Below are 21,781 nucleotides of genomic sequence, written 5' to 3'. Positions count from 1 at the left end.
TCTCGGTAGCAAAGACAACCGAATATCGGCTCGCGTATGACTTTCCGCAATTGTAACTTACTTGAAAATTTGTATCTTTGCAGTAGTAATAACAACCAGGCAAAGATATTGGTATGGGGTGAAACGGCAAGGAATGCTACATGAAATGACCGCTGAAGTCGGGGGGAGGGGCTACACAATCGGAAGATCCGCCGTCTCTTGCATTCATGATCCAAGTGAAAAGCATGGGGCCGAAAATGGGCGTGAGGGGGATGTTCAGGAAATAATACAGAATCCTGTCTGCCCAACAGGTGCCTTCAGTGAGGAACCGCTTGCGGCGGAAAAAGGCTATGATGAGAAACAATGCCGTTATCATATGGTGCAACTTTGAATATTTGTATTGCAAATATAGGCCATTTGGATGGGAAACACAAGGAGAAACCCCTATTGATGACGGAAGAACCCCTATGGGTACGTCAGATCTCGACGGCCCGCTTGAGCTTGCCGCGGAACTCGCGCCGTACCTCGTCGGTGAGACCGTAGCGGAGCTTGGGGAAGACGTGCTTGTAAAGGATGGGCCACACGAGCTTGTTGTAGAGGTTGGCACGACCCTTGGCCCGCGTGGCCGAGGTGGCGGTACTGGATGTCGAGGAAACTGAGGTGTTCTGTGATATGAGGCAAAGGTAACAGTATCAAGGGAGAGTCGAAAGGACAATAGAAGGTTAAGCGGCTGAAAGCAGCCAAATTAGGGCAAGGCTTGCAGCAAGGACGTGAAAGGCGATGGTTACGCGGACATTGGCAGCACTGTTGCCGGGAGCCCAGAGCCACGCCCAAAGGATGGAACCAGCCACGGGTATGCCCATGGAGAGGGCAAAGAAGAGCAGGAAGCCTCCGAAGCCCTTGCCGGCCACGAGGAATGGGGCAAGGAGGAGAAGGAGTGATGCGTAAAGGATGTAGAAGAAAAGCATAATTGACGTAAATTTACTTCCTCAAATATATCCTACGCTGATAATCAATGATTTATATTTGTATGGTACAAAAATGTTTCCTCAATTTGAGTAGTATTGATTAGTAAACATCTTGGATGTTATCACAAGAACAGATACAACTCCTATTAACAATTTAATGGAACACCAAATTACAAAAGTTTATTCTTCCACTATCTTTGGTAAAATAATCACTTCATTTTCCTTTAATTCATCAATATTGTCTACTTCAACTTTTTCCTTCTTATCCTCAAATTTAGGTTCAACATTCAATATGAGTTCTCCTTCCTTTTTGTAGTTGCGTGAATGAAGAACCCACATAACCTTTATTGATTGTACATTATCCTTAGGTTTTACTGCAATCTTAAAAGTTCTGTGATCATCTTGAACTAATATTCTATCTTTAGGACGATACTCAATAACATCACAATATTCTGTCGACTCAAAAACTTCTCTTTGAGCATCTTTCCCTGCATTAATTTGAGCTACGGCAGCCTGATCCATTAATCTACTATTATAATAATGAAATTTATCACTAATTTCTAAAACATTCTCCATTTCTATTATTATGGATAGCTTATAATCTTCTATTACTGTTTTACCAGTATTATAAATGTTTATGGATATGGTACACCAGCGATAATCATGCTTTGATGGTGGATAAAGAACATCATTTAAGTTCATAAAATGTGTATTAGCCTGTATAAGCTTTAGCGATTCTTCTGAAAGCCATGACAACTCCTGTGCTTTTAAATGGTATTCCTTAGTTATTCGAAAATATTCAGGAGAAATCGTATATTCTTTTTTTCCACCAATGAAAACTTCAACATCCGATACATCTTTATAACTACAATTATTAAGAAACCAATTATATGTATTCCGATGTGCCTCAATCAAATCAACTATATCCTCCCAAGCAAAAATATCTATTTCAAATTCTCCCTTAGAAATACTTTCTAAATTCTTCTTTCTGATATATTCTTCTATGTGAGCGTCTTTATTTGCTGTCGTAGCAAAATAGAATGATTTTAACTTTGGAGTAAATAGAAGAGCCTTAGCAATCTCATTATCTATTTCAGATTCTGTCAATTGACTATTCGTATAATCATCTTTTCCTTTACACTGTATGCCACGATAAGCGGTTTCTCCTTTTTTTATGCCATATACATCAACCCCCTTTTGAGCTTGACCCTGTTTCCCATTACGCTTGATAGTATCTGGGCATTCCCAAAGTTCTCCCCACAAGACTTTACATAATCTTTCAAAGTCCTGCCAGTTCTCTGGTTTTCTTAATTGTAATTTTCCTTCCATTGTTCTATATTAAACATACAGTTCTTTTACTTTATTGTACTATTCAGCCCCTCTCAATATGAACCCGAATAGTTTCTATTACCCTACGTATATAACCTTTGTTTTCAAAATTGCCAAATAATGTATGTTCATTGGTATATAGCATAGAATCATCTGTTTTTGGTAATTGTCTAATCGTCTATGACAATAGGATATTATTCCAAGTATTTCAAGGGCGTTTTGTTCCGAAATTTCCTAATCAACTTTGGGCTCATGTGCTGTTGGATTTCTAAACATACTGCATAAACCTTTAGGTAGACTACAGAAGCCTTCATGCTCATTCTTTCTGAACAAGTTTGGTAATTATTAATATAGGTTTCTTACTAAATAATTTCTCTATAAATCTTATTCATGTAGTTTTCTCATATGCTTCTATTTCTTCGCTTAATCCAGATAAATCAATAGATTTTATTTTGTCGAAATATTCTGTAAAGTCGTACGCTTTATAATCCTCCAGATTCGAAATCTGATTTATTATATCAATGATATAATCTGAATTTTCTTCGGAACTCATGAATAAAGAAAATTTATCCATAATATTCTTATCCTCTTTTTCCTTATTTTTATTAGGTATTAACAACATGAAGATTTCTTCTATGGGTAAGTTTTTTTCTTCTTTTCCATCTCCTACTTCAGATCCTCTTAATTCAATCTGTTCCTTTCTAATTCTTCCTAATTTCCTAAATATTTTTTTACTGCCACTCCCCTTTAGAAATGGTGCAATCAATTCTAAAAGACTTTTAACACGATTTGAAATGTCATATCGTTTATCTGCGTACGCAAAAATATCATTAGTTAATGCAGACCCGTCAATATTAAAACTCTCTAGGGCTATTCTATTTGACAATTTTGCAGGATTGCAAATAAAGAAATAGCTATATTTTAAATGTTCATCTTCTGAGAGAACTTTATCTCTTAATAGATGAATTGTCGTATCCCATGTGGTTAAATAGCAATCGGTATACCTATCGTGTTCTAAAGAAACTATCACTTGATTAACATCATTACAAACAGCCATTTCAGATTTGTTCTTTGAATTTGCTAAAAGAATTTTTTCATATGCGACTTTGAATTCAGCATATTTGTCATTTTGACTCCAATTAATTATGCTAATTTCATAATCTTTAGCTACTTGGCTAAGAAATTGATTTGCATCTTTGAAAAAACGAGAATCATTTGGGTTTGTGTTATCTAGACCAAGACTGTATATGAAATCTTTGAAATACTCTATATTATCACTATTGTCAAAAAGGTTACTGTGTTTCAAATACTCATAATAATTAAAGAGCGTATTTCTTGTACCTCCCATATCTTTAAAAAAAGGATAACTCTCAAATTGAGAAAAGATTAATGCTTTTTTTATTTCTCCTGCGACTTCACCTAAATAGTTTTGAGTAATGTAGAAACTAATTTTATCGGGATAAGTATCTCTTAGTTTTATTAAACTCTTCATTGAACGATAAAATGGATTATCCCAATCGTTATTGTCAACTCCATAATATGAACAGAGAAGATATACAAATGTTGGAGTGTCCAAATAAATATCTTTATGCTTTTGGTTTAAATACCGCTCTAACTGATTTGATTTATATAGGCTTAAAAAAGATTCACTAGCACTTATCTTGTTGAGATAGTTATTTGAAGAACATAGAGTACTTATTTCTTGAATAAGTTTACAAATATCCTCTTTGTCATCTATAATATTCAAAAGATATTTTTTAAATGATTCAAATACAACAAGATCTGCAGATTCGTCACTTTGTGTATTGTCATCAATATCATTAGAATAATGGTATTGATACAAGTACTTAAGTTTATTAAGAATCTCTCCATTATAGTCTATTTGATATTTTGCCAAGATTTCTGCAAAAGAGTCACAAAAATCTTTTTCAGCTTTTCTTGAGTTTGCAAGAATCTCTTTAACATTTCCATATTCTAATTCTGATAGTTGAATAAGATTGTGATTATCTGGAACTTTTATAATTCGTCGATCTGTCTTCAAGTTATTTACAGAGTGTAATATGTCCGGAAGATTTTTTCCCAATCTATTCTCAAGTTCATTTTTCAACTCTAAACTGTCGATTGGAGCTTTTTCATACAAGATCGAAATAATAACAGAATCAACCAGACTGTTTTTAATGTCTGAAGAATCTTTGCCATTTGCCAATAAGTCATATAAAGTTTTTGTCGACTTGTCAATATTCATCTGTTCTGGCTTCAACACCACATCAGAATGGAGAGAATAAATATAGTCAACAACCTCCCTGCAATTTAATTGTGATAAACGTTTTGCCTCATAAATATCTAATTCGATATCGTGTTCGTCAATAGCAAATTTCTTGTATTCTTCTATCTTGTCCTCTGAAATTGGAATTGAACAATAAAATTCAAACTTATTAGAATAGCGATATTGAGATATCATCTTAGAAACCTTCTCAAGATCCTTCTTTAACTTTAGTTCAATTTGTTTCTGAGTTGTGACTTGAACACACTTCTTTATTTCTCTCTTATTCTGAAAGATTTTTATGTCACAGCCACCATCATTTGCACCATCAACATTAATTGCTTCATTATTGTGTAAATATGATGTCTGAAAAGTGCGAACTAGTTCACTAAACTCATCTGGCCTTAATCCTTTTATTGCTTCAAGAATAAAACTTCGTACTGCTTTTTGTTGTGCCATAATATTTTAGTTTTGATTTGCCGTAATTTTTAAACTGTGGAAATAAAGTCTCATCTTATGTATCACTCATTTTGTTCATAATAATATGAATAATCAATACCCTTCATAAACATTTCTCGGTCATTAATCTTGGTTGTGAGAGCTGGCAGCACCAAAGCCTTGATATGTGTGCTATCAGAAACACTCTCGCGCATGGCTGTCAGATATTCGTTTTTGTCTATTTGGCTCCAATCCACACATCGTTTGAGAGAAGACTTCAGCATGAGGTCGAGCCAAATGCGAGTACTGCGACCATTACCCTCCATAAAAGGATGAGCTACATTCATCTCTACATATTTGTCCATTATCTCATCAAAGGTTGTTTCAGGCATTCGCTCTATTGTTTGCAGGGTTTCGGGGAAGTGCATACAATTAGCAAACGTAAAGCCTCCTTTGGATATATTCTTAGTTCGGATTTGTCCTGCAAAGTCATATAATCCTCCAAAGAGATAAGCATGTATCTGTTGCAGACACTTTATGCTTCCCGGCTTTGCCGATTGCAAGATTGCACTCTCAAAAAGTTGGTAGGCTTTCTTCTTACTCTGCCCATCAATGGTGTTGTCGCTGTAGGTAAACCAATCGAGAAATGACATTGCCTTGCTGTTAGGCATAGCCTTTGCCAATAAGACTACGCCCTCGCTATCCAGCATATCCGTCAATCGCTGTTTCCCATCCGGGGCTTGCATTTTGAACCGGTTAGTGGCACTAACCAGTTCGTTATTCTCTTTCTTCAACTTTATTTTGAGATACTTCCAATAGTTTCTGGTCTTTTGGTAATCATCTTGCTCGTTAATTGCAGTAATGATGTCCAGCACAGAGAACCACCACTTATTGTGTTCGTCGTCCCATACCGCCCTTACTTCACGGTCGTTGAAAAAACGAATAGATTTTTTATGTTGCTCTTTATGTTCTGTCATAATAAAAACGTTACTCATCTGGTGTGTTAATCAAATCTTTTGGATTCACCTGCAAGATCTCTGCAATCCGGAATAGTAATTCAAGGCTTGGCTGTCGACGATTGCAAACGTATGAATTCACAATAGTGAAACTCTTACCGAGTTTCTCTGCAAGCCATGTTTGCTTAATTCCTTTCTCGATAAGCACCTCTTTAATTCTATTAGTTGGACTTTCCATAAATATTATATGATTGTTTGCAAATATAGTAAATTTTCTTGTATAAAATACTTAATAAGAGAGGAATTTTCCCCTCTTATTAAAGTTTATGTGTTCAACACTATTTATTTTTCTTATTTTGCAGGTTATTCTGCATCAAACTATCTGCCTTTTGCTTCAATTCCATGTCGTAATCATCTGCTTTTTCCTTGATTAGTTTGATAATCTTTTCATTACGATGAATGTCAAACACATCGTTAAGCCATAGGATTTCCTTAGGGCTACAACCTCGCCATACCCTGATAATACGGAATTTCAAGGCATCGTCTTTGTATTGCTGTTTGCTTTGCCACAAGAAGTAATTGCCGACCAAAGAAACAAAACAAAGGACAGATACTGCTACCATATAAGTAAAAACTTTCGAGGACTTGATGTCAAAACTGTGCCTGTGAATCTGTTCTTGAGGTTGTGGATGTTCTTTCTGCTCCTGCCACTCGTGTAACATAGTCAAAACACTTGCCACCAACTTATCAATGGATTTGGCTTCCTCGTCCTTGATGCGCACTTGCACACCAATATACTTGTTAATCACTTCTTTTGTTCGCTGTTCATACTGATTGAGCAATTTCTGTTCTTTCTGCTCATCACTTTGTGCTAGTGTAGATTGAACAGGGAGAGAAACAGAACCGTTCTCCTTTTCTTTCAGTTCCTTTAGCTCCCTGTAAATTGTCTCCAGTTTGTTTTTGATTTCCTCAAAAAGGACAAATGTATTATTATCAGCCATAGTTATAAATGTATTTTACGTTTTTTCTTTTTCTTCTTTTTATCGAGTGTGTTGTAAACCTCCGCAGGGACAGTACCATGAGTTTGAAACAAATCCAATCCTCCTTCGATGAGGTCGTTGGTAATTTCGCCCGTAACACTTGCAACATTGGATATAAGGTTTATCATTCCTTGTGTTTGCTGTTCGTGTTCCCTGTTATTCTGTTGCAGGGCAAAGTCTATCTTGGAATAACTGAACCCTCTATCCACTTTAGAACCATTGAAATGATAACCGTTCTTTTCAAAGATGATCCCCTGTATTTCCTGTGAGTTACCTTTATACTTAAAGCGGACATCAATATCTTGCTTTTTCAAGTGAGCAAGCAAAGCTTTCCAATTCTTGCACCGAACTATTTCTGCATTCAACGCCTGATAGATTTCATACTTGGTCTTATCGGGTTCTTTCAGGTTGTCTTACTCCACAACAATCAATGAGGTCTGTTCCTTTCTTCGCATCAAGAATGTAATTTATTAATCCTGCGTATTCAGTTTCACCGTGGTGCGGTATTTCTTCTTTTCGGCTGCGCCTTTGGACGAAAAAGCATGAACTTACTACTCTGAAAAACAGATCATACGGAGAATTCCTTCCCGATTATTTGGCCGTTTCAGAATTTTGTCATACCTTTGCCACCGTGAACGAATTAGCAATATCATATCAGAGCAATGACAGCATGCGAAGAATCTTGAATTTCTTTGCATCTTTTTGCATTGATTATTTGGTAGTTCCAAATAATTTGCTAACACACACACACACACACACATTCGCACTTAGCGTCGTGTAACCATTTTTTAAGCTTTATTCTACGCGCGCGTGAGAAGCGTGCAAACCCCATAAACAAAGGGCTCCGAGGAGTTCCCTTTGTGCGCTTTTTCGTACCCTTTTGCCAAGCCACGCAAGAGGGAAATAACGACGATTATTCTGGTTAAATATTCAACGATAAAACAAAGAAACATGAAGAAAATCATTTTACTTTTCTTAGGCTGCATGGTATCGCTTCTGCTCCATGCGCAAGCCGCTTACGATTTCATGGAGACCAATAGCGATGGTATACGAATCTACTATAAGATCATCGATGCTGCCAACCATCACGTGGAAGTTACCAATGGAGATGGCGGGCTTATGAATCCTCCTATCGTGGATCCGTATAGAGATCAGCTACGGACTTTGAACCTTACAGTCTTCCGAGTTCCTGCTACAGTGGAACATGTAGGTATCACCTATCAGGTAAAGGCAATAGGAATAATGGGATTGTTTTATATAGCAGATGACAATATAGTTGATGTCGAATTACCGGAAGGGCTGACTACAATTAAAGAGCGTGCTTTTGAAGTAACATATACATTGCGCAAGATAAACTTCCCTTCTACCCTTACCTCTATTGGCAAGGGGGCTTTTCATGCTGCCGGTTCTTGGGGGATATATGGGACACCTCCTTTTTATCAGACTTACGACCTGTCGCAAACCCAGATAACAGAGTTGGATGAAGTCTTCGGTTATCTGCAATGGAGCATTGAGAAGATTATCTACCCGGAGACGCTGAAGACGCTTAAAGGCAGTAGTACGGGAGGTTCTAGCAATCAGTCAGACCATTTGCTTTCTGTTACTATTCCCGCTGCTGTAGAGATGGTAGGTCATTTTGATGGCCCCAACCTCAATACTATCTACATGCATCCCTTTGTAGCACCTGCCTTTGACCAAGGTGCAAGCGGAAATCTGGGTATCAACAGCACAGCTACCATTTATGTTCCTGTTGATGCAACTTTCAACTATGAAACAGCAACGGGAGCGGCCACACCATGGACAGCCTATGTTGGTAAGTACCGCGAAGAGGTGAATATCGGCCCCACCGGTTACACCACCTACTACTTAGAAAACGAGAATTTCCTCGTACCCGCGGGCTGCACGGCCTACATCATCACCGGCGTCACGCCCAGCGGCAGCATCACTACTCCCGACCAAGCCGTAGTGAAAGCGTTCGGTGCAGGCAAGATTATCCCCAAGCAGACGGGATTTATCCTGCAAGGCACGCCCAACAGCACCGTCATTTACCAGGCCAACGTTACCGGCACAGAAGAAAATGTCACGGGCAATCTCCTCGTGGGCACAGCCACCGAGCAAGAGATTAGCGGAGCCGGTTACAAATATTACATCCTTTCGAACAGCGGCGACCAAGGCCTCGGCTTTTACAAACAAGGCACGCGCGCCGGCGCCTCCATCAAGCTGAAACCCCACCGCGCCGGGCTCCGTCTGCCCGCAGCCATCGCCCGCGCCAAGCGCTTCATCGTTGACTTCGACGCTGCCCGCGAGGAAGCCGAAACCACCGGCATCCGCGGCATCCGACCCACCGGACAGCCCAAAGACAACGCCATCTACGACCTCCAAGGCCGCCGCGTGACACGCCCCACCCGCGGCATTTACATCGTGAACGGAAAGAAAGTAATCATCAACCAATAAAAAAACAAACATCATGAATCATAAAAAAACATACACGGCTCCTCATACCGAAATCGTACGCATCGAGCCCGCAGAAAACCTCGCCCAGTTCGTCGTCAGTTCCCATTCCGTCGGTGAAGACGAAGGACTGGCCAAGCCCGGCTACTTCTTCGACGAAGACGAGGACGCCGGCGATTGCTGGAACGAAAATCCCACGGGAAATTTGTTAAAGACAGCGGGAAATGCAAAATTCCAATAGAAAGTGAAGATTGTAGGCCTACGAAAATCAAATTCCAATAGAAAGTGAAGATTGTAGGCCTACGAAAGTCAAATTCCAATGGAAAGTGAAGATTGTAGGCCTACGAAAGTCAAATTCCAATGGAAAATGAAGATTGTAGGCCTACGAAAGTCAAATTCCAATAGAAAGTGAAGATTGTAGGCCTACGAAAGTCAAATTCCAATGGAAAGTGAAGATTGTAGGCCTACGAAAGTCAAATTCCAATAGAAAGCGAAGATTGTAGGTCTACGAAAGTCAAATTCCAATGGAAAGTGAAGATTGTAGGCCTACGAAAGTCAAATTCCAATGGAAAGTGAAGATTGTAGACCTACAACGCCTTAAAACAAGCAAAAATTGCTCTTCGGAGCTATTCCGAGATCGTTAACCATTTTATTCATTACCAAAAGTTGAAATCTATGACAAAAGAGGTTGAAACAATTGCGCTGACGCGCATCAACAACGGCGCGCACTACAATTTCATGGAGGCCGTGGCCGGAAAGGCGAAAGCCGATGCGAAAGTGTATGCAAAGGCACAGACGCAGACCGACGCACTGACGGCAGCCGTGAAGGCGGAGAACGACGTGCTGGTGCTGAGCCGCAAGAGCGCGTTGAGCGATGTGATTGAAAAGGCCGACAAGCAGCGCGACGGCTATTTCAGCGGCTATCGCGAGGGCGTAAGGAGTTACTGCCGATTCCCCGGCGGGTCTGAAAAGCTGGCGGCCGACAAGCTGTGGCAGCACCTGACGGACTACGGTATCACGCCGAAAATGCAGCTGGACCGCGAGACGGGTCTGATGACCAATCTGGTGGAGGATCTGCAAGGCAAGTACGCTGCGGAGGTGGCCAATCTGAATCTGCAGCCGTTTGTGGAGGGCATGAAGCTGGCGAACGACAATGTGCGGATGGCGCTGGCAGTGCGCGACACGGAGCAGTCGGCCGAGGTGCTCGGAGCCTTGAAGGAAATGCGCGCCAGGACCGACGAGGCCTACCAGTCGCTCATCCGCCGCATTAACGCCTATGCCGAAATCGAGGGTGCGGCCGACTATGCGGCGTTCATCGACGATGTGAACCGGCAGATCCGCCGCTTCAAGCAGGAGGTGCTGAAGACCACTTCCCGGCTTTCTCCCAAAGAAAAGGAAAAGAAAACGGCCAAGCTGCTGGCCGGGCTGATTCCCGCGTTCGAGAAAGAACTCGGGCTGGAAGAAAAGTCGCTGTCGTATGCGGGTCATACGGCCAAGTTGGACGCCAAAACCACGCTCTATCTGCTCTACATCAACGACGATGCCACGAATTTCATCTGGGTGAAGATCGCCGGCGAAAAGCTCGTCAGGGTGAATTATATGGCCGGACCGGGGGAGCCGGGGGGAGTGGGGCAGGCGACGACGGAATAAAATAGCAGAAAGGGTGAAAAGATGCCAGCACGTCTTTTCACCCTTTTTGCATTGTTGTTTCACAACGTTTACTTCTTGTTACTTATCTTTTATTTCTCGATAGGGAAATATATCAGCATTTCGAACAACATATATTCGTTGTCTGTGATCGGGCTCGCTTCCCGGAAGTCCCATTGCATTTATAACTTTATCACGAATTTGACGCTCTAATGCTGACATCTCTATATCGTGTCTTTGAGTTGTTTCATTTTCATGGTCAAAATACAATATAACGCTATTAGAACCTTTATATCGCTGTGCAATAGAATTCCACCAAATTTGGTCTGTTATACCAAGCGAAGTTCCGTATATGTAGAAGATATGTCCATCCCTTATTATATTCGCACATTCAGCATCAATATTCTCTCCTAATTCGGCATTACCTTTTGGTTTTACTATCAAATCGAGTAGGGCTTCGTCTTTTCTGAACTCTTCATTTTCTATCTGCTCTGCATTATTCACCCCAAATAGTACATAATCATTTTTAAGTGTACGGTGAATATGTCTTACACTTATATGTGAGTTTTCATTAGTATGTCCATCAAGTAACCTCTCGATTGTACTTGTGTAATTGAAGCTTATGATATTTGAATATACTTCGTCCTTTGTAATAGCATTGTTGATAAAGTCTTGTCGTAATTTGAGGGATCTCAAGTATCGCTCTGGGCTTTCTAAGTCATGGAAGAATTTTTCTTTTTCTTCTTCTGACGGAGTAGGCGATTGTTTTTCAACGCTTTTGAGATAATTGATAAGTTCTTCATTAGTGTTCCTGCAAAAATCCTTAAATAACCCTATGTTAGTTTCGTCTTTTGTAAATGCACCTAACGCCACCTCTAAATCTGCCCATTTGTTTTTTTCTTTAGCTTCCTCTTCTTTCATCTTTTGAAAGAATCTCATCTTAATTTTCCCAATCTCATTAGATGGAGCCTCTAATGCCTTATAATACTTTAGAAAGCTGGGATAATCGGTGAGCATACCCATTCTCATATCAAATCCATTGCCTATAATGTAAACTGCATTTGCCATATGTATTAACTTTTCTATTTAACACAATAATCGCAGCAATCCTTTCGGACTGCTGCGATTACTATAATGTTTATTCTTACTTCACTTCTTCAAAGTCGGCATCTTGGACGGTGTCGTCAGGGTTGGTGCCTTGCGATTGATTGTCGGTAGCACCGCCTTGGAAGCCTTGACCTGCGTCTGCGCCCGGCTGTGCACCTCCACCTTGATACATCTGCTGTGACGCTGCCTGCATTACGGTGTTGAGGTTGTTGATTGCCGTATCGATTGCGGTGACGTCAGCGGCCTTGTGAGCGTCCTTGAGTTGCTGGAGGGCTGACTCGATACCGGGCTTTTGATCGGCTGGTATCTTATCGCCGTTGTCCTTCAAGAAGTTTTCAGTGGTGAATATCATTGAGTCAGCCTGGTTCATCTTGTCCACTTTCTCACGTTCGGCCTTGTCGGCAGCAGCATTGGCTTCGGCCTCAGCTTTCATGCGCTTGATTTCATCATCGCTCAGACCGCTGCTGGCCTCAATGCGAATCTTCTGCTCTTTGCCTGTGGCCTTGTCCTTGGCACTCACGTTGAGAATGCCGTTGGCATCAATGTCGAATGTCACCTCAATCTGTGGCACACCACGACGGGCTGGGGCAATACCCTCAAGGTTGAACTGACCGATGCTCTTGTTCTGTGCAGCCATGGGGCGTTCGCCCTGCAGCACGTGAATGGTCACGGCCGTTTGGTTGTCCACAGCGGTAGAGAATGTCTCGCTCTTCTTGCAGGGAATGGTGGTGTTGGCCTCGATGAGCTTCGTCATCACGCCGCCCATGGTCTCGATACCGAGGGTCAGCGGAGTCACGTCAAGCAGCACGATGTTTCCGGCACCGCTCTCCTTATTGAGGATGGCACCTTGGATGGCAGCACCCACGGCCACAACTTCGTCGGGGTTCACACCCTTGGAAGGCTCCTTGCCGAAGTAGTTCTTCACCAGAGTCTGTACAGCAGGAATACGGCTCGAACCACCCACGAGAATCACCTCGTCAATGTCCGACGTGGAGAGGCCTGCATCACGCATGGCATTCTGGCAGGGCACCAGACACTTCTGAATCAGCTCATGAGCCAGCTGTTCAAACTGGGCACGCGTCAGTGTCTTTACCAAGTGCTTGGGCACGCCGCCCTCAGCCGAGATGTACGGCAGGTTGATTTCAGTGGTCGTGGTCGATGACAACTCCACCTTGGCTTTTTCGGCAGCCTCTTTCAGACGTTGCATGGCCATGGGATCCTTGCGCAGGTCAATGCCCTCTTCTTTCTGGAAGCCGTCGGCCAGCCAGTCGATGATTACTTGGTCGAAGTCATCGCCACCCAGATGGGTGTCGCCATTGGTGGAGAGCACCTCGAACACGCCGCCGCCAAACTCCAAGATGGAAATATCGAACGTACCGCCACCGAGGTCGAACACGGCGATCTTCATGTCCTTGTTGGCCTTGTCCACGCCGTAGGCCAGTGCGGCAGCCGTGGGCTCGTTCACGATGCGGCGCACGTTGAGTCCGGCAATCTGTCCAGCCTCCTTGGTGGCCTGACGCTGCGAGTCGGAGAAATAGGCCGGCACCGTAATCACGGCATCCGTCACCTCCTGCCCAAGGTAGTCCTCGGCCGTCTTCTTCATCTTCTGCAGTACCATAGCCGAGATTTCCTGCGGCGTGTAGGGATGTGCGGCACCATCAATCTCCACTTTGGGGTAACCATTGTCGTTGATTACGGTGTAGGGCACGCGTTCAGCCTCCTTGCGGCTCTGCTCATAGGTTTCACCCATGAAGCGCTTGATGGAGTAGACGGTGTTCTTTGGGTTGGTGATGGCCTGACGTTTGGCAGGGTCGCCCACCTTGCGCTCGCCATCTTTCACGAAGCCAATCACAGAAGGCGTGGTGCGCTTGCCCTCGGCGTTGGCAATTACTACAGGCTCGTTGCCTTCAAATACAGAGACACAACTGTTGGTTGTTCCCAAGTCGATTCCAATAATCTTTCCCATAATCGTATTTTATTTTATTTGTTGTCTGTTCGTTGTTCTGACATTGTTGTCTGCCCTTACTAAACAAACGATATGCCATTGCCGAAAGACTGACAAACTGACAGAGAAAGCTGCTGGGTATGACGCAGGCATTAGTCTTGCAGACGCATCGTGCAGATTCAGAGAATGCCCGTTTGGGTGTCCTTGTTATGCAGAGTTCTGTCAATGTCTCGGTACCGGCGACCGCGGTCAAGCCTCCACGTCAGTCTGAGGGTGAGCATGTTGGCCCGATCGGAGGAGTGCAGACTGAACCGTTTGTGTATGAGCTTGTTCTTCAACTCGCCCTCATTGCTGAGCATGCGGCTTTGCAGCGGGTGTTGCCAGTGGAGGGCCAGCATGCAGCGTCCCATCCTGTAGCTGCATGCCAGATAGGTGGCGGCTCCCTGGTGCCCTTGGCTCTCACCTTCCATGAACTTCCAGCCGTTGTCGGCATAAGCCATCAGTGTCCAGCGTCCCAAGTAGGCTTTGAGAGCCGCATATATATTATATGAGGTGAGGTAGTGCCGATAGTCGTCGCCGAGGTTGAAAAACCGGCATAACGAGGCATCGGCCGAGGCCGTCAGTTTGTCGGGCACGATGTCGTAGCGTAGGCTGCCCTGCAGCCGCAGCATGTTGCATGCGGGCTGGTTGGCCTGGGTGTAGAGAAATTGGTTGTCGTCTGTCCGCGTGTATTTGGCCAAGTTGCAGTTATGGTTCATCTGGTATTCCACCTCCATCTCCGACTGCCATCGCGGTCGTGTATAGTCGATTGTCAGGCGGTGGGTTGTGACCCGATTGGGCCGTATGTCGGGGTTGCCCACCGTCCATTCCAGACTGTTGCGGCGGATGCGCGTGTCGCTAATCATGGCAATCTTGGAGATGTGCTGCGAAATCTCGAACACGTAGCGTAGGCTGAGCGGCCTCGTAACAGTCCAATTCAGCGTAGTTTTTGGTCGCAACAGCCAGTAGTCGTAGCTGTGTCCTTGCTGCCGATAATGCTCACAGCTGGCTCCCATGCCGGCCACATAGTCGATTGGGCCGACCTTTCCCTGTGCCTCGCCGAAGAGATAGAGCCCACGGTTGTGCATGCCGTTCACAGCGGCGGCATCGCCCGTATAGGTGTTGCACGTGTATTTCTGCGTGTGGCGTAATCCCAGTGAGAGGGTGACGGGGTGCAGCCGATTCTCATAGATGGCCTCAGACAAGAGCGACCACGTGCGTCCCTCCACTTGGTAGGCGTAGGCCGAGCCCTCATCGGTATAGGAGGAGTCGGTGGTGGCAATGTGGGTGCCCACCACATTGGCTGTCAGTGTCTGGTGGCTGCCCAGCTGACAGAAGAAATAGAGGTCAAGGCTGGGCGTACATTGCTTGTCCGACTGCCAGTTCATGGCAGTCTGGCTACGCCCTGCATCGGCCACGAGCACGGTTTTTCCGTTGCCCGGCGCATGGCTGAAAGCACCGGCCAGCGTGGCTTGGAACACATAGTTTGTGGAGTCGGCCAGATTGTATTTCAGTTCGATGTTGTTGTCAAACGAGCGCGAACGTGTCGTCTGGTCCGTGCGGCTCACGGTGCGGTGACTCTCATCGGTGAGCAGATAGTCGGCTTCTTCGGCATAACGGTCGCCCCGAAAGTCCTGATAACTCATGTTGTAAGTGAGTCCCAACTCGCCTCGTCCCCGATTCCATTTGGCATAGACGGCATCATTGCCGTGCCAGGCGGTGAGCGTGTTGGCCAGCTGCGTGCCCACGGTGTGCCCAGCCTCGCTTCGGCGGGTATGGATGTCGAGCACGCAGGCCACCCCAGCCCCGTAGCGCACGCCAGGGTTGGACACGTAGTCGATGCGCGTCACCAGTTTGGGGTCGAGGGCCAACAGGTCTTCGCGCGAGGCCAGCGCACCGTTGATGCGCAGCTGCACCGTGCCGAGGTTGTCGGCCGCCGTCACCGTGTGCATTACTTCGTCCACACGTACACGGGCGAGTCCCAGTTTGGCCAGCAGCCCGTAGCCATTGGCCGATCCCAGCCGTTGTGCCTCCGTAGGCATGATGTATTGTCCGTTGGGCTTGCTCACCACGCGGGCTGCCTCCACCTTTACCTCGTTTAGTTTCACGGGCTGTTCCTCTTGGGCCAGTGTGGATAGGGTAGGGGTGAGCAGGAGGATAACAGCCGCCATCTTTGTTTTTACATTGTGTTTCATCGCCATTTGTTTTTGAGACAAAGGTAGGGCGATGTTGGGGAAAATGGCAAAAACAAAGCTGACAACTGCCTGACAATTGACCATCTGCCACCTGACATCTCCATGCAAACTGCTGGAGATGTGGGTGTTATGGGTGTAAGAGGGCTATTCTGCGCGCAATTGGTAGTCCTTGCCGCGGTCGGAAACAATTTGCAGCCGGCTGCAACCCGCAACAACAGGCTTGAGCCGCTTGATGAGGGTGTAGAGCGTGTCGCTGGCATCGGGCTTCTTGGGCCAAAGCGTGTCGCAGATGACCTGCTTGGACAGGCGATGTTCGTCTGCGGTGAAGAAGAGCGTCATGAGTTGTTGCTGCATGGGAGTGAAAGCCACGGGGCGGTGCCGGCTGTCATAGAAACATTGTGTCTGTGCGTCGAAGGCCAGTCCGCCCAGCACGGTGTGTCTGCGATGCTGCCGCCTCAGACAGGCTATGGAACCCGCCAGCCACAGCAGGGCCGCCAACGAGAGCGAGAAGGACAGACGTTGGTCGGACAGTGCGAAGACCGAGGCCGCCGAACAATTGGCATACCCCTGAAAGACGATGGGCGCCTGGGCCCCGTTCCAGCGCATCTTGCGGCTGCAAAGGCCCGGCCCCGGTTCGTCCATGGCATAGCACACCATCGACCGTTTGCGCAGGGCGGCTATTTGCAGGTGGCTGCGATAGTTGCGGATGGTGTCGGGCGTAATCCAGCCCTCGCGCTTGGTGTCCAGCGTCTGGGCCAGGGCCTGGTTCATGTCGGCTACGATGAGTCCCTCGGCGCAGCGGTAGCTGTGCAGGCTTGCAACAGCGGAACAACTGGCGAGCAGCAAAAATACGATAACGGCTTGGTAGGCTTTCATGTGTCTTGCGGATAAGGGTTTCGGTGGCTTTCCGGCCACAGGCTTGTGCTGTGCAAAGTTAGCCTAAAATGAGGAAACGGCCAATGGCTGCGTCCGCTTTTTCATACCCAAACATCATTATTTGAGCTGTTGCACGGCCGGAAAAGTTGTGGGAAAAGAGAATTATGCCTACATTTGCACTGCAAAACAAAAAATCGCAGACCAATGATGAATGGAGTCTCTCTGGCCCTGCTCATTCCCTTTCTGGGGACGACGCTGGGCGCGGCGTGTGTATTTTTCATGAAAGGCGAGATGCCCCAGCGTGTGCAGAAGTCGCTACTGGGTTTTGCTTCGGGTGTGATGGTGGCTGCCTCGGTGTGGTCGCTGCTCATCCCGAGCATGGAGATGTCTTCCGATATGGGCAAACTGAAGATTATGCCGGCCGCCCTGGGCATGCTGGCGGGCATGGGTTTCCTGTTGCTGCTCGACGTGATCACCCCGCACCTGCACCTGGGCAATGCCCGTCCGGAGGGCCCGCGGTCGCACCTTTCCCGGGCGGCCATGCTGTCTCTTGCCGTCACCATCCACAACGTGCCCGAGGGCATGGCCGTGGGTGTGGTGATTGCCGGCGCGTTGCAAGGGGGCGAATGGATCTCGGCTGCGGGTGCCATGGCCATGTCTCTGGGCATTGCCATTCAGAACATTCCCGAGGGGGCCATCATCTCCATGCCCATGAAGGCGGCCGGTGGCACCCGTCTCAAGTCGTTCATCATTGGTACGCTCAGCGGGGCCGTAGAGCCTGTTGGCGGTTTGCTGGTCATTTTGCTGGCTTCGGTCATGACCCCCGTGCTGCCTTATTTGCTGGCCTTTGCCGCCGGTGCCATGTTCTATGTGGTGGTCGAGGAACTTATTCCTGAGGCCTCCGAGGGCGAACATTCCAACCTCTCCACCATTGGCTTTGGCATCGGTTTCGTGTTGATGATGCTGCTCGACGTGGTGCTGGGTTGAGCCGCGGCGGGCTTGTCCAGTTCCTGCACAAAGCGTTCCAGGTCGGCCCTGATGCTCCGATACTGGGGCGAACGCATGAATCCGGCGTTTTTTTTCAGCATGGGAATGATGTCTTCCACGCTGTTGCTGTAGCACGACAGTTCGTTGCGGCGTTGTGTGCCGTGTACGCTCTGCCGTGCTATTTCGTTTTCCTTTTCGCGGACGAGCTTGTCGCATATCTTCGACATCATGGGCAACACCACCTTGTTAAATAGGTGGTGCCCCTGGATATAGAGGTAGGTGGTGGACGGTGTGACGCCCAGCCGTTTGATGTCTTCCTTGACCCGGCCATAACTCTCGCGGGCATGAGGGTTGCGGTGTTGCAGCAACTCCACCTTGCGGCCCACCTTTCGCCGCAGGTTCCTGATGGCTTCGTCCACGTGGTTCAGTGAGAAGGCACCGACCTCGATGGTTTTCAGAAAATCGGTGATGGTGAACTGGCCGTAGTGGGGCGTGCGGTAATACCAAATGCTCCACACAAACAGCGGGAAGATGGCTTCGGAATAGTCGGTCAGATACTGCTCGGCATCGAAAATCAGATGGTCGTTTAGCGTCACGGCCACGGCCACGTCGTGCAGCGACGGGGCGTAGCACTGCAAGTTCTCGATGGCGTAGGCATAGGTGTGGAACACGTAGGGGTTGGCGATGACCTGCTGCGAAGTGGGCGTGGCTCCCTGCTCCAGATAGTCGTAGTCGGCGTCCACACAGGCTATCATGCTCTGCCCCACGTTGCCCGAGAGCAGCTGCATGAGCACCGCTTTCTTGCCCCGTTCGAGCCGTTGCACGCGCGTGGGGAGCATCACCTCGAAGTACATCCTGTCGGTTTCCAGCTGGCTCAGTATCTGCCGCCAGAAGTACACGTCGTCGTAGCTCTCGACGTAGGCCACGATTTTGCGTCGCGACAGTTTCGAGTTCAGCCGGTTGGCCGCCTCGAAATACGAAGAGGTGATGTTGTCGCTGAGTCGTTTGCCCATGGTCTGCTGCTATCCTTCGCGGTTCTGATCGGTGATGTCGCTCACCTCGGTAACCCGATCCATCCATCCGTTCATCACAACGGCGGGGCTGTGGGTGGTGAGAATCACCTGCACATTGGGGTTCAGGGCCAGGATGAGGTCGATGAGTTGTTTCTGCCATTCCACGTGCATGCTCACCTCGGGCTCGTCCATGAAGAGCACGTAGTTCTGGTTGTCCTCCACGAGCACGGTGAGCAGAATGGCCAGAATCTGCTTCTCGCCGCTCGACAGCTGATAGGGCACCAGCGTCTCTCCCAGCTGTGAGAAGCGTATCTCGTTTTCCGTCCGGATGATAGTTTTGCCAGTGTCGGCAAAGAGGCTGTCTATGAAATCCTGGAACTTGCGCTTCGGCTCGGCCAGCCGCTGCGCCTGCAAGGGGGCGTCGGTGCCGCAGGTTTGCAAGGCCTCGATAATGCGGTTTCCCACGTTTACTTGGTAGTCCAGGTACTTGCGTTGTAGCTGAAAGAGCTGCCAGTCGAGCTCCGTAGCCAACGAGAGGTCCATTTTTGTCACCGCGTCCGAGTGCATGAGCGGGCGGTCGAAGCTGCGGATGATGTCGTAACGAATCCATTTGGCGTCTGCGGGCTCCACTTTCAGGTGCACGCCTTTAATCATGTGGCTGGGAAATTCGCCCCCGGCCGCCAGTCCCTTCACCACCTTATTTAATATAGTGGACTTGCCCACGCCGTTCACTCCACTCAAGATATTGACCTGCCGGTCCAGATTCCACACCACGTGCTTCTGGCCGCTCCATAGCGACTCAATCTCGATTTGCTTGATATAGTCTGCGTATTTCTGCATGTCTGACAAGGTTGATGTGTATATGACAAAATTAGCAAAAAATCCCGATGTTCCAATCTTCCGTCCTCTTTTTATTCGTATCTTTGCGCGAATTTAAGGTTGAACGACAGGTATGGACAACAACAAACCACTGCAGGCTCACCTCAGTATGTTCATGGCCGAGGCCATCTGGGGCCTCATGGCTCCGCTGGGCAAGGACGCGATGAATCATGGAGTGGACGGCATCTCGATGGTTTCTTTCAGAGTGACCGGTGCCGCCGCGCTTTTCTGGCTGACTTCTCTCTTCGTGAAACACGAGCACGTGCCCCTGCGCGACGTGTTGCTGATGGCCGGTGCCGCCGTTCTGGGCATTGTGTGCAACCAGTGCTTGTACACCGTTGGCCTGAGTTTTACCTCACCCATCAACTCAAGCATTGTCACCACCTCCATGCCCATCTTCGCCATGGTGCTCTCTTTTTTCATTCTGCACGAGCCCATCACGGCCAAGAAGGCCGGGGGCGTACTCATGGGTTGTTGTGGTGCCGTGACGCTCATCCTCACGAGCATGTCGGCCGCCAGTGCCCGTGTGGGCGACATTCGGGGCGACCTGATGTGCATGGGCGCCCAGGTGTCGTTTGCCCTCTACCTCTCGCTCTTTAGCCGGCTCATCCGCAAATACAGTGTCGTGACCGTCAACAAGTGGATGTTTCTTTGGGCCGCCGTCATCGTTCTGCCCCTCACGCTGACCCACGTGCCCGCCCTGCCGTGGCCCGAAATACCGGCAAAAGCCTGGATGGAGACGGGCTACGTGGTGTTCTTCGGCACCTTTGTGAGCTATCTGTTGTCCATCATTGGGCAGCACGTGTTGCGGCCCACGGTGGTGAGTGTGTACAACTATGTGCAGCCCATCGTCTCGGTCACGGTGAGCGTGCTCACCGGCTTGGGCGTGTTTACGTGGATGCAGGGCGTTGCCGTCATCCTGGTGTTCTCGGGCGTCTGGCTGGTGGTGAAGTCGAAGTCGCGGCGTGATTGTGCCTAAATACCACGGCCATACCCTTTTACTCTTTTACTTTTTTTACCCTTAATTCTTGTTCATTTCCCAAACATTCACTACCTTTGCACCGCATTTGTCGCAAAACATGTACACCATTAAGAGATACAACAGAGCTGAAGAGGCGCAGGGAATCGCAAAATTTCCTGCAAATTTTTCGTCGAATTGTTTGGTAGTTCCAAATAATTTGCTACTCTCTCTCTCTCTCTCTCTCTCTCTCAAGCCACTGGCGTAACCTCTCTCTAAAACATACACGCGTACGCGCGCGAGGCGAACCACGCGCAACCCCAATAGGCAAAGGACTCCCCGGAGTTTCCTTTGCTTGATTTTTCGTGCCTTTTTGGCAACCGTTCAAAAAGTAAAATAAGACATTTTTAATTCACCAAATCATAATTTAAAGCATGAAAAGTAAGCAAACGAACAAGCGGGTATATGTGTGCCCTGAGGCAACCGTCATCACGGTCGAAAGTGACTATTTGATGCAGATTGCCAGCGGTAATGCCGGAACCATAGGTGCTGGCGGTCAAGGCGGAGATGCCAAGCGATGGAGCAGCGCATGGGAAGACGAAGAGGACGGAGACGGAGAGATTGGCGGCAAGGTGGGCTTCAAGCCGTGGGAAGAATAGCTTTCCGCGACTATCAAGTACGAGCCGGCAGCTTGCTGCCACCACGAATGGA

Annotated in this window: 19 protein-coding genes and 2 pseudogenes; 6 read left to right on the top strand and 15 right to left on the bottom strand. The window is 47.2% G+C overall.

Annotation, left to right across the window (positions count from 1 at the left end):
* Positions 1 to 136: 136 nt before the first annotated feature.
* The 9 genes and pseudogenes from PREDE_RS04970 to PREDE_RS04935 form a co-directional block, all read right to left on the bottom strand.
* Positions 137 to 355, bottom strand: a complete 219-nt coding sequence (locus PREDE_RS04970) for a hypothetical protein (RefSeq protein WP_005844708.1) — start codon at positions 353 to 355, stop codon at positions 137 to 139.
* Between the two features lie 346 nt (positions 356 to 701).
* Positions 702 to 947 carry a hypothetical protein gene (locus PREDE_RS04965; protein ID WP_005844706.1) on the bottom strand — a complete coding sequence of 82 codons (246 nt, stop codon included), beginning with the start codon at positions 945 to 947 and terminating at the stop codon, positions 702 to 704.
* A 180-nt stretch (positions 948 to 1,127) separates the two neighbouring features.
* Positions 1,128 to 2,276 carry a hypothetical protein gene (locus tag PREDE_RS04960; protein WP_005844704.1) on the bottom strand — a complete coding sequence of 383 codons (1,149 nt, stop codon included), beginning with the start codon at positions 2,274 to 2,276 and terminating at the stop codon, positions 1,128 to 1,130.
* A gap of 234 nt (positions 2,277 to 2,510) precedes the next feature.
* Positions 2,511 to 2,609 (bottom strand): TIGR02391 family protein, encoded by a 99-nt coding sequence (locus PREDE_RS14245; protein ID WP_235777477.1) that lies wholly within the window; start codon positions 2,607 to 2,609, stop codon positions 2,511 to 2,513.
* A gap of 55 nt (positions 2,610 to 2,664) precedes the next feature.
* Entirely contained in the window at positions 2,665 to 4,998 is a 2,334-nt protein-coding gene (locus PREDE_RS04955; RefSeq protein ID WP_005844702.1) for a hypothetical protein, read from the bottom strand.
* A gap of 62 nt (positions 4,999 to 5,060) precedes the next feature.
* Positions 5,061 to 5,972: a protein adenylyltransferase Fic gene (gene fic / locus PREDE_RS04950; protein ID WP_005844700.1), complete on the bottom strand. Its 912-nt coding sequence runs from the start codon at positions 5,970 to 5,972 to the stop codon at positions 5,061 to 5,063.
* Complete coding sequence (locus PREDE_RS04945; RefSeq protein ID WP_005844698.1) at positions 5,965 to 6,171, bottom strand: helix-turn-helix domain-containing protein; 207 nt, start codon at positions 6,169 to 6,171, stop codon at positions 5,965 to 5,967. The genes fic and PREDE_RS04945 overlap by 8 nt, the downstream gene beginning before the upstream one ends.
* A 100-nt stretch (positions 6,172 to 6,271) precedes the next feature.
* Positions 6,272 to 6,934: a hypothetical protein gene (locus tag PREDE_RS04940; RefSeq protein ID WP_005844696.1), complete on the bottom strand. Its 663-nt coding sequence runs from the start codon at positions 6,932 to 6,934 to the stop codon at positions 6,272 to 6,274.
* A gap of 2 nt (positions 6,935 to 6,936) precedes the next feature.
* Positions 6,937 to 7,380 (bottom strand): annotated as a pseudogene (locus tag PREDE_RS04935) (mobilization protein); the annotation flags it as partial.
* A gap of 544 nt (positions 7,381 to 7,924) precedes the next feature.
* Here PREDE_RS04935 and PREDE_RS04930 point away from each other — a divergent pair.
* The 3 genes from PREDE_RS04930 to PREDE_RS04920 all read left to right on the top strand — a co-directional run bounded on the left by PREDE_RS04930 (position 7,925) and on the right by PREDE_RS04920 (position 11,074).
* A complete protein-coding gene (locus tag PREDE_RS04930; RefSeq protein WP_015298506.1) occupies positions 7,925 to 9,427 on the top strand; it encodes a leucine-rich repeat protein in 1,503 nt (500 codons plus the stop codon).
* A gap of 13 nt (positions 9,428 to 9,440) precedes the next feature.
* The gene (locus PREDE_RS04925; RefSeq protein WP_005844688.1) at positions 9,441 to 9,665 is read left to right on the top strand and encodes a hypothetical protein; all 225 of its coding nucleotides are present in this window, start codon (positions 9,441 to 9,443) and stop codon (positions 9,663 to 9,665) included.
* A 434-nt stretch (positions 9,666 to 10,099) separates the two neighbouring features.
* Positions 10,100 to 11,074 (top strand): DUF6261 family protein, encoded by a 975-nt coding sequence (locus tag PREDE_RS04920; protein ID WP_005844686.1) that lies wholly within the window; start codon positions 10,100 to 10,102, stop codon positions 11,072 to 11,074.
* A 78-nt stretch (positions 11,075 to 11,152) separates the two neighbouring features.
* Here PREDE_RS04920 and PREDE_RS04915 read toward each other — a convergent pair whose 3' ends face one another.
* The 4 genes from PREDE_RS04915 to PREDE_RS04900 form a co-directional block, all read right to left on the bottom strand.
* On the bottom strand, positions 11,153 to 12,139 hold the full coding sequence (locus PREDE_RS04915; RefSeq protein ID WP_005844684.1) for a bacteriophage abortive infection AbiH family protein: 987 nt from the start codon (positions 12,137 to 12,139) through the stop codon (positions 11,153 to 11,155).
* A gap of 76 nt (positions 12,140 to 12,215) precedes the next feature.
* Positions 12,216 to 14,144: a molecular chaperone DnaK gene (dnaK, locus tag PREDE_RS04910; RefSeq protein WP_005844682.1), complete on the bottom strand. Its 1,929-nt coding sequence runs from the start codon at positions 14,142 to 14,144 to the stop codon at positions 12,216 to 12,218.
* A gap of 158 nt (positions 14,145 to 14,302) precedes the next feature.
* Positions 14,303 to 16,357, bottom strand: a complete 2,055-nt coding sequence (locus PREDE_RS04905; protein ID WP_154648439.1) for an outer membrane beta-barrel protein — start codon at positions 16,355 to 16,357, stop codon at positions 14,303 to 14,305.
* Between the two features lie 144 nt (positions 16,358 to 16,501).
* Positions 16,502 to 17,233 carry a helix-turn-helix domain-containing protein gene (locus PREDE_RS04900; RefSeq protein WP_005844677.1) on the bottom strand — a complete coding sequence of 244 codons (732 nt, stop codon included), beginning with the start codon at positions 17,231 to 17,233 and terminating at the stop codon, positions 16,502 to 16,504.
* 207 nt (positions 17,234 to 17,440) lie between these two features.
* Between PREDE_RS04900 and PREDE_RS14385 the strand changes: the two genes are divergently transcribed.
* A complete protein-coding gene (locus tag PREDE_RS14385; RefSeq protein WP_154648461.1) occupies positions 17,441 to 18,220 on the top strand; it encodes a ZIP family metal transporter in 780 nt (259 codons plus the stop codon).
* On the opposite strand, the pseudogene PREDE_RS04890 reads toward PREDE_RS14385, so the two are convergent.
* Together PREDE_RS04890 and PREDE_RS04885 are read right to left on the bottom strand one after the other, a co-directional pair.
* Positions 18,214 to 19,233, bottom strand: a pseudogene (locus tag PREDE_RS04890) (DUF4435 domain-containing protein); the annotation flags it as partial. The gene PREDE_RS14385 and the pseudogene PREDE_RS04890 overlap by 7 nt on opposite strands.
* Before the next feature lie 9 nt (positions 19,234 to 19,242).
* The gene (locus PREDE_RS04885; protein ID WP_005844671.1) at positions 19,243 to 20,073 is read right to left on the bottom strand and encodes an AAA family ATPase; all 831 of its coding nucleotides are present in this window, start codon (positions 20,071 to 20,073) and stop codon (positions 19,243 to 19,245) included.
* A gap of 112 nt (positions 20,074 to 20,185) precedes the next feature.
* Here PREDE_RS04885 and PREDE_RS04880 point away from each other — a divergent pair, with 112 nt between their 5' ends.
* The gene (locus PREDE_RS04880) at positions 20,186 to 21,091 is read left to right on the top strand and encodes a DMT family transporter (protein ID WP_005844669.1); all 906 of its coding nucleotides are present in this window, start codon (positions 20,186 to 20,188) and stop codon (positions 21,089 to 21,091) included.
* A 413-nt stretch (positions 21,092 to 21,504) separates the two neighbouring features.
* Positions 21,505 to 21,729 (top strand): hypothetical protein, encoded by a 225-nt coding sequence (locus tag PREDE_RS04870; RefSeq protein ID WP_005844666.1) that lies wholly within the window; start codon positions 21,505 to 21,507, stop codon positions 21,727 to 21,729.
* The last annotated feature ends 52 nt before the right edge of the window (positions 21,730 to 21,781 follow it).

It is taken from the genome of Prevotella dentalis DSM 3688, assembly GCF_000242335.1.
Classification (GTDB): Bacteria; Bacteroidota; Bacteroidia; order Bacteroidales; family Bacteroidaceae; genus Prevotella; species Prevotella seregens.
This window is presented reverse-complemented; position numbering and strand designations above follow the sequence as displayed.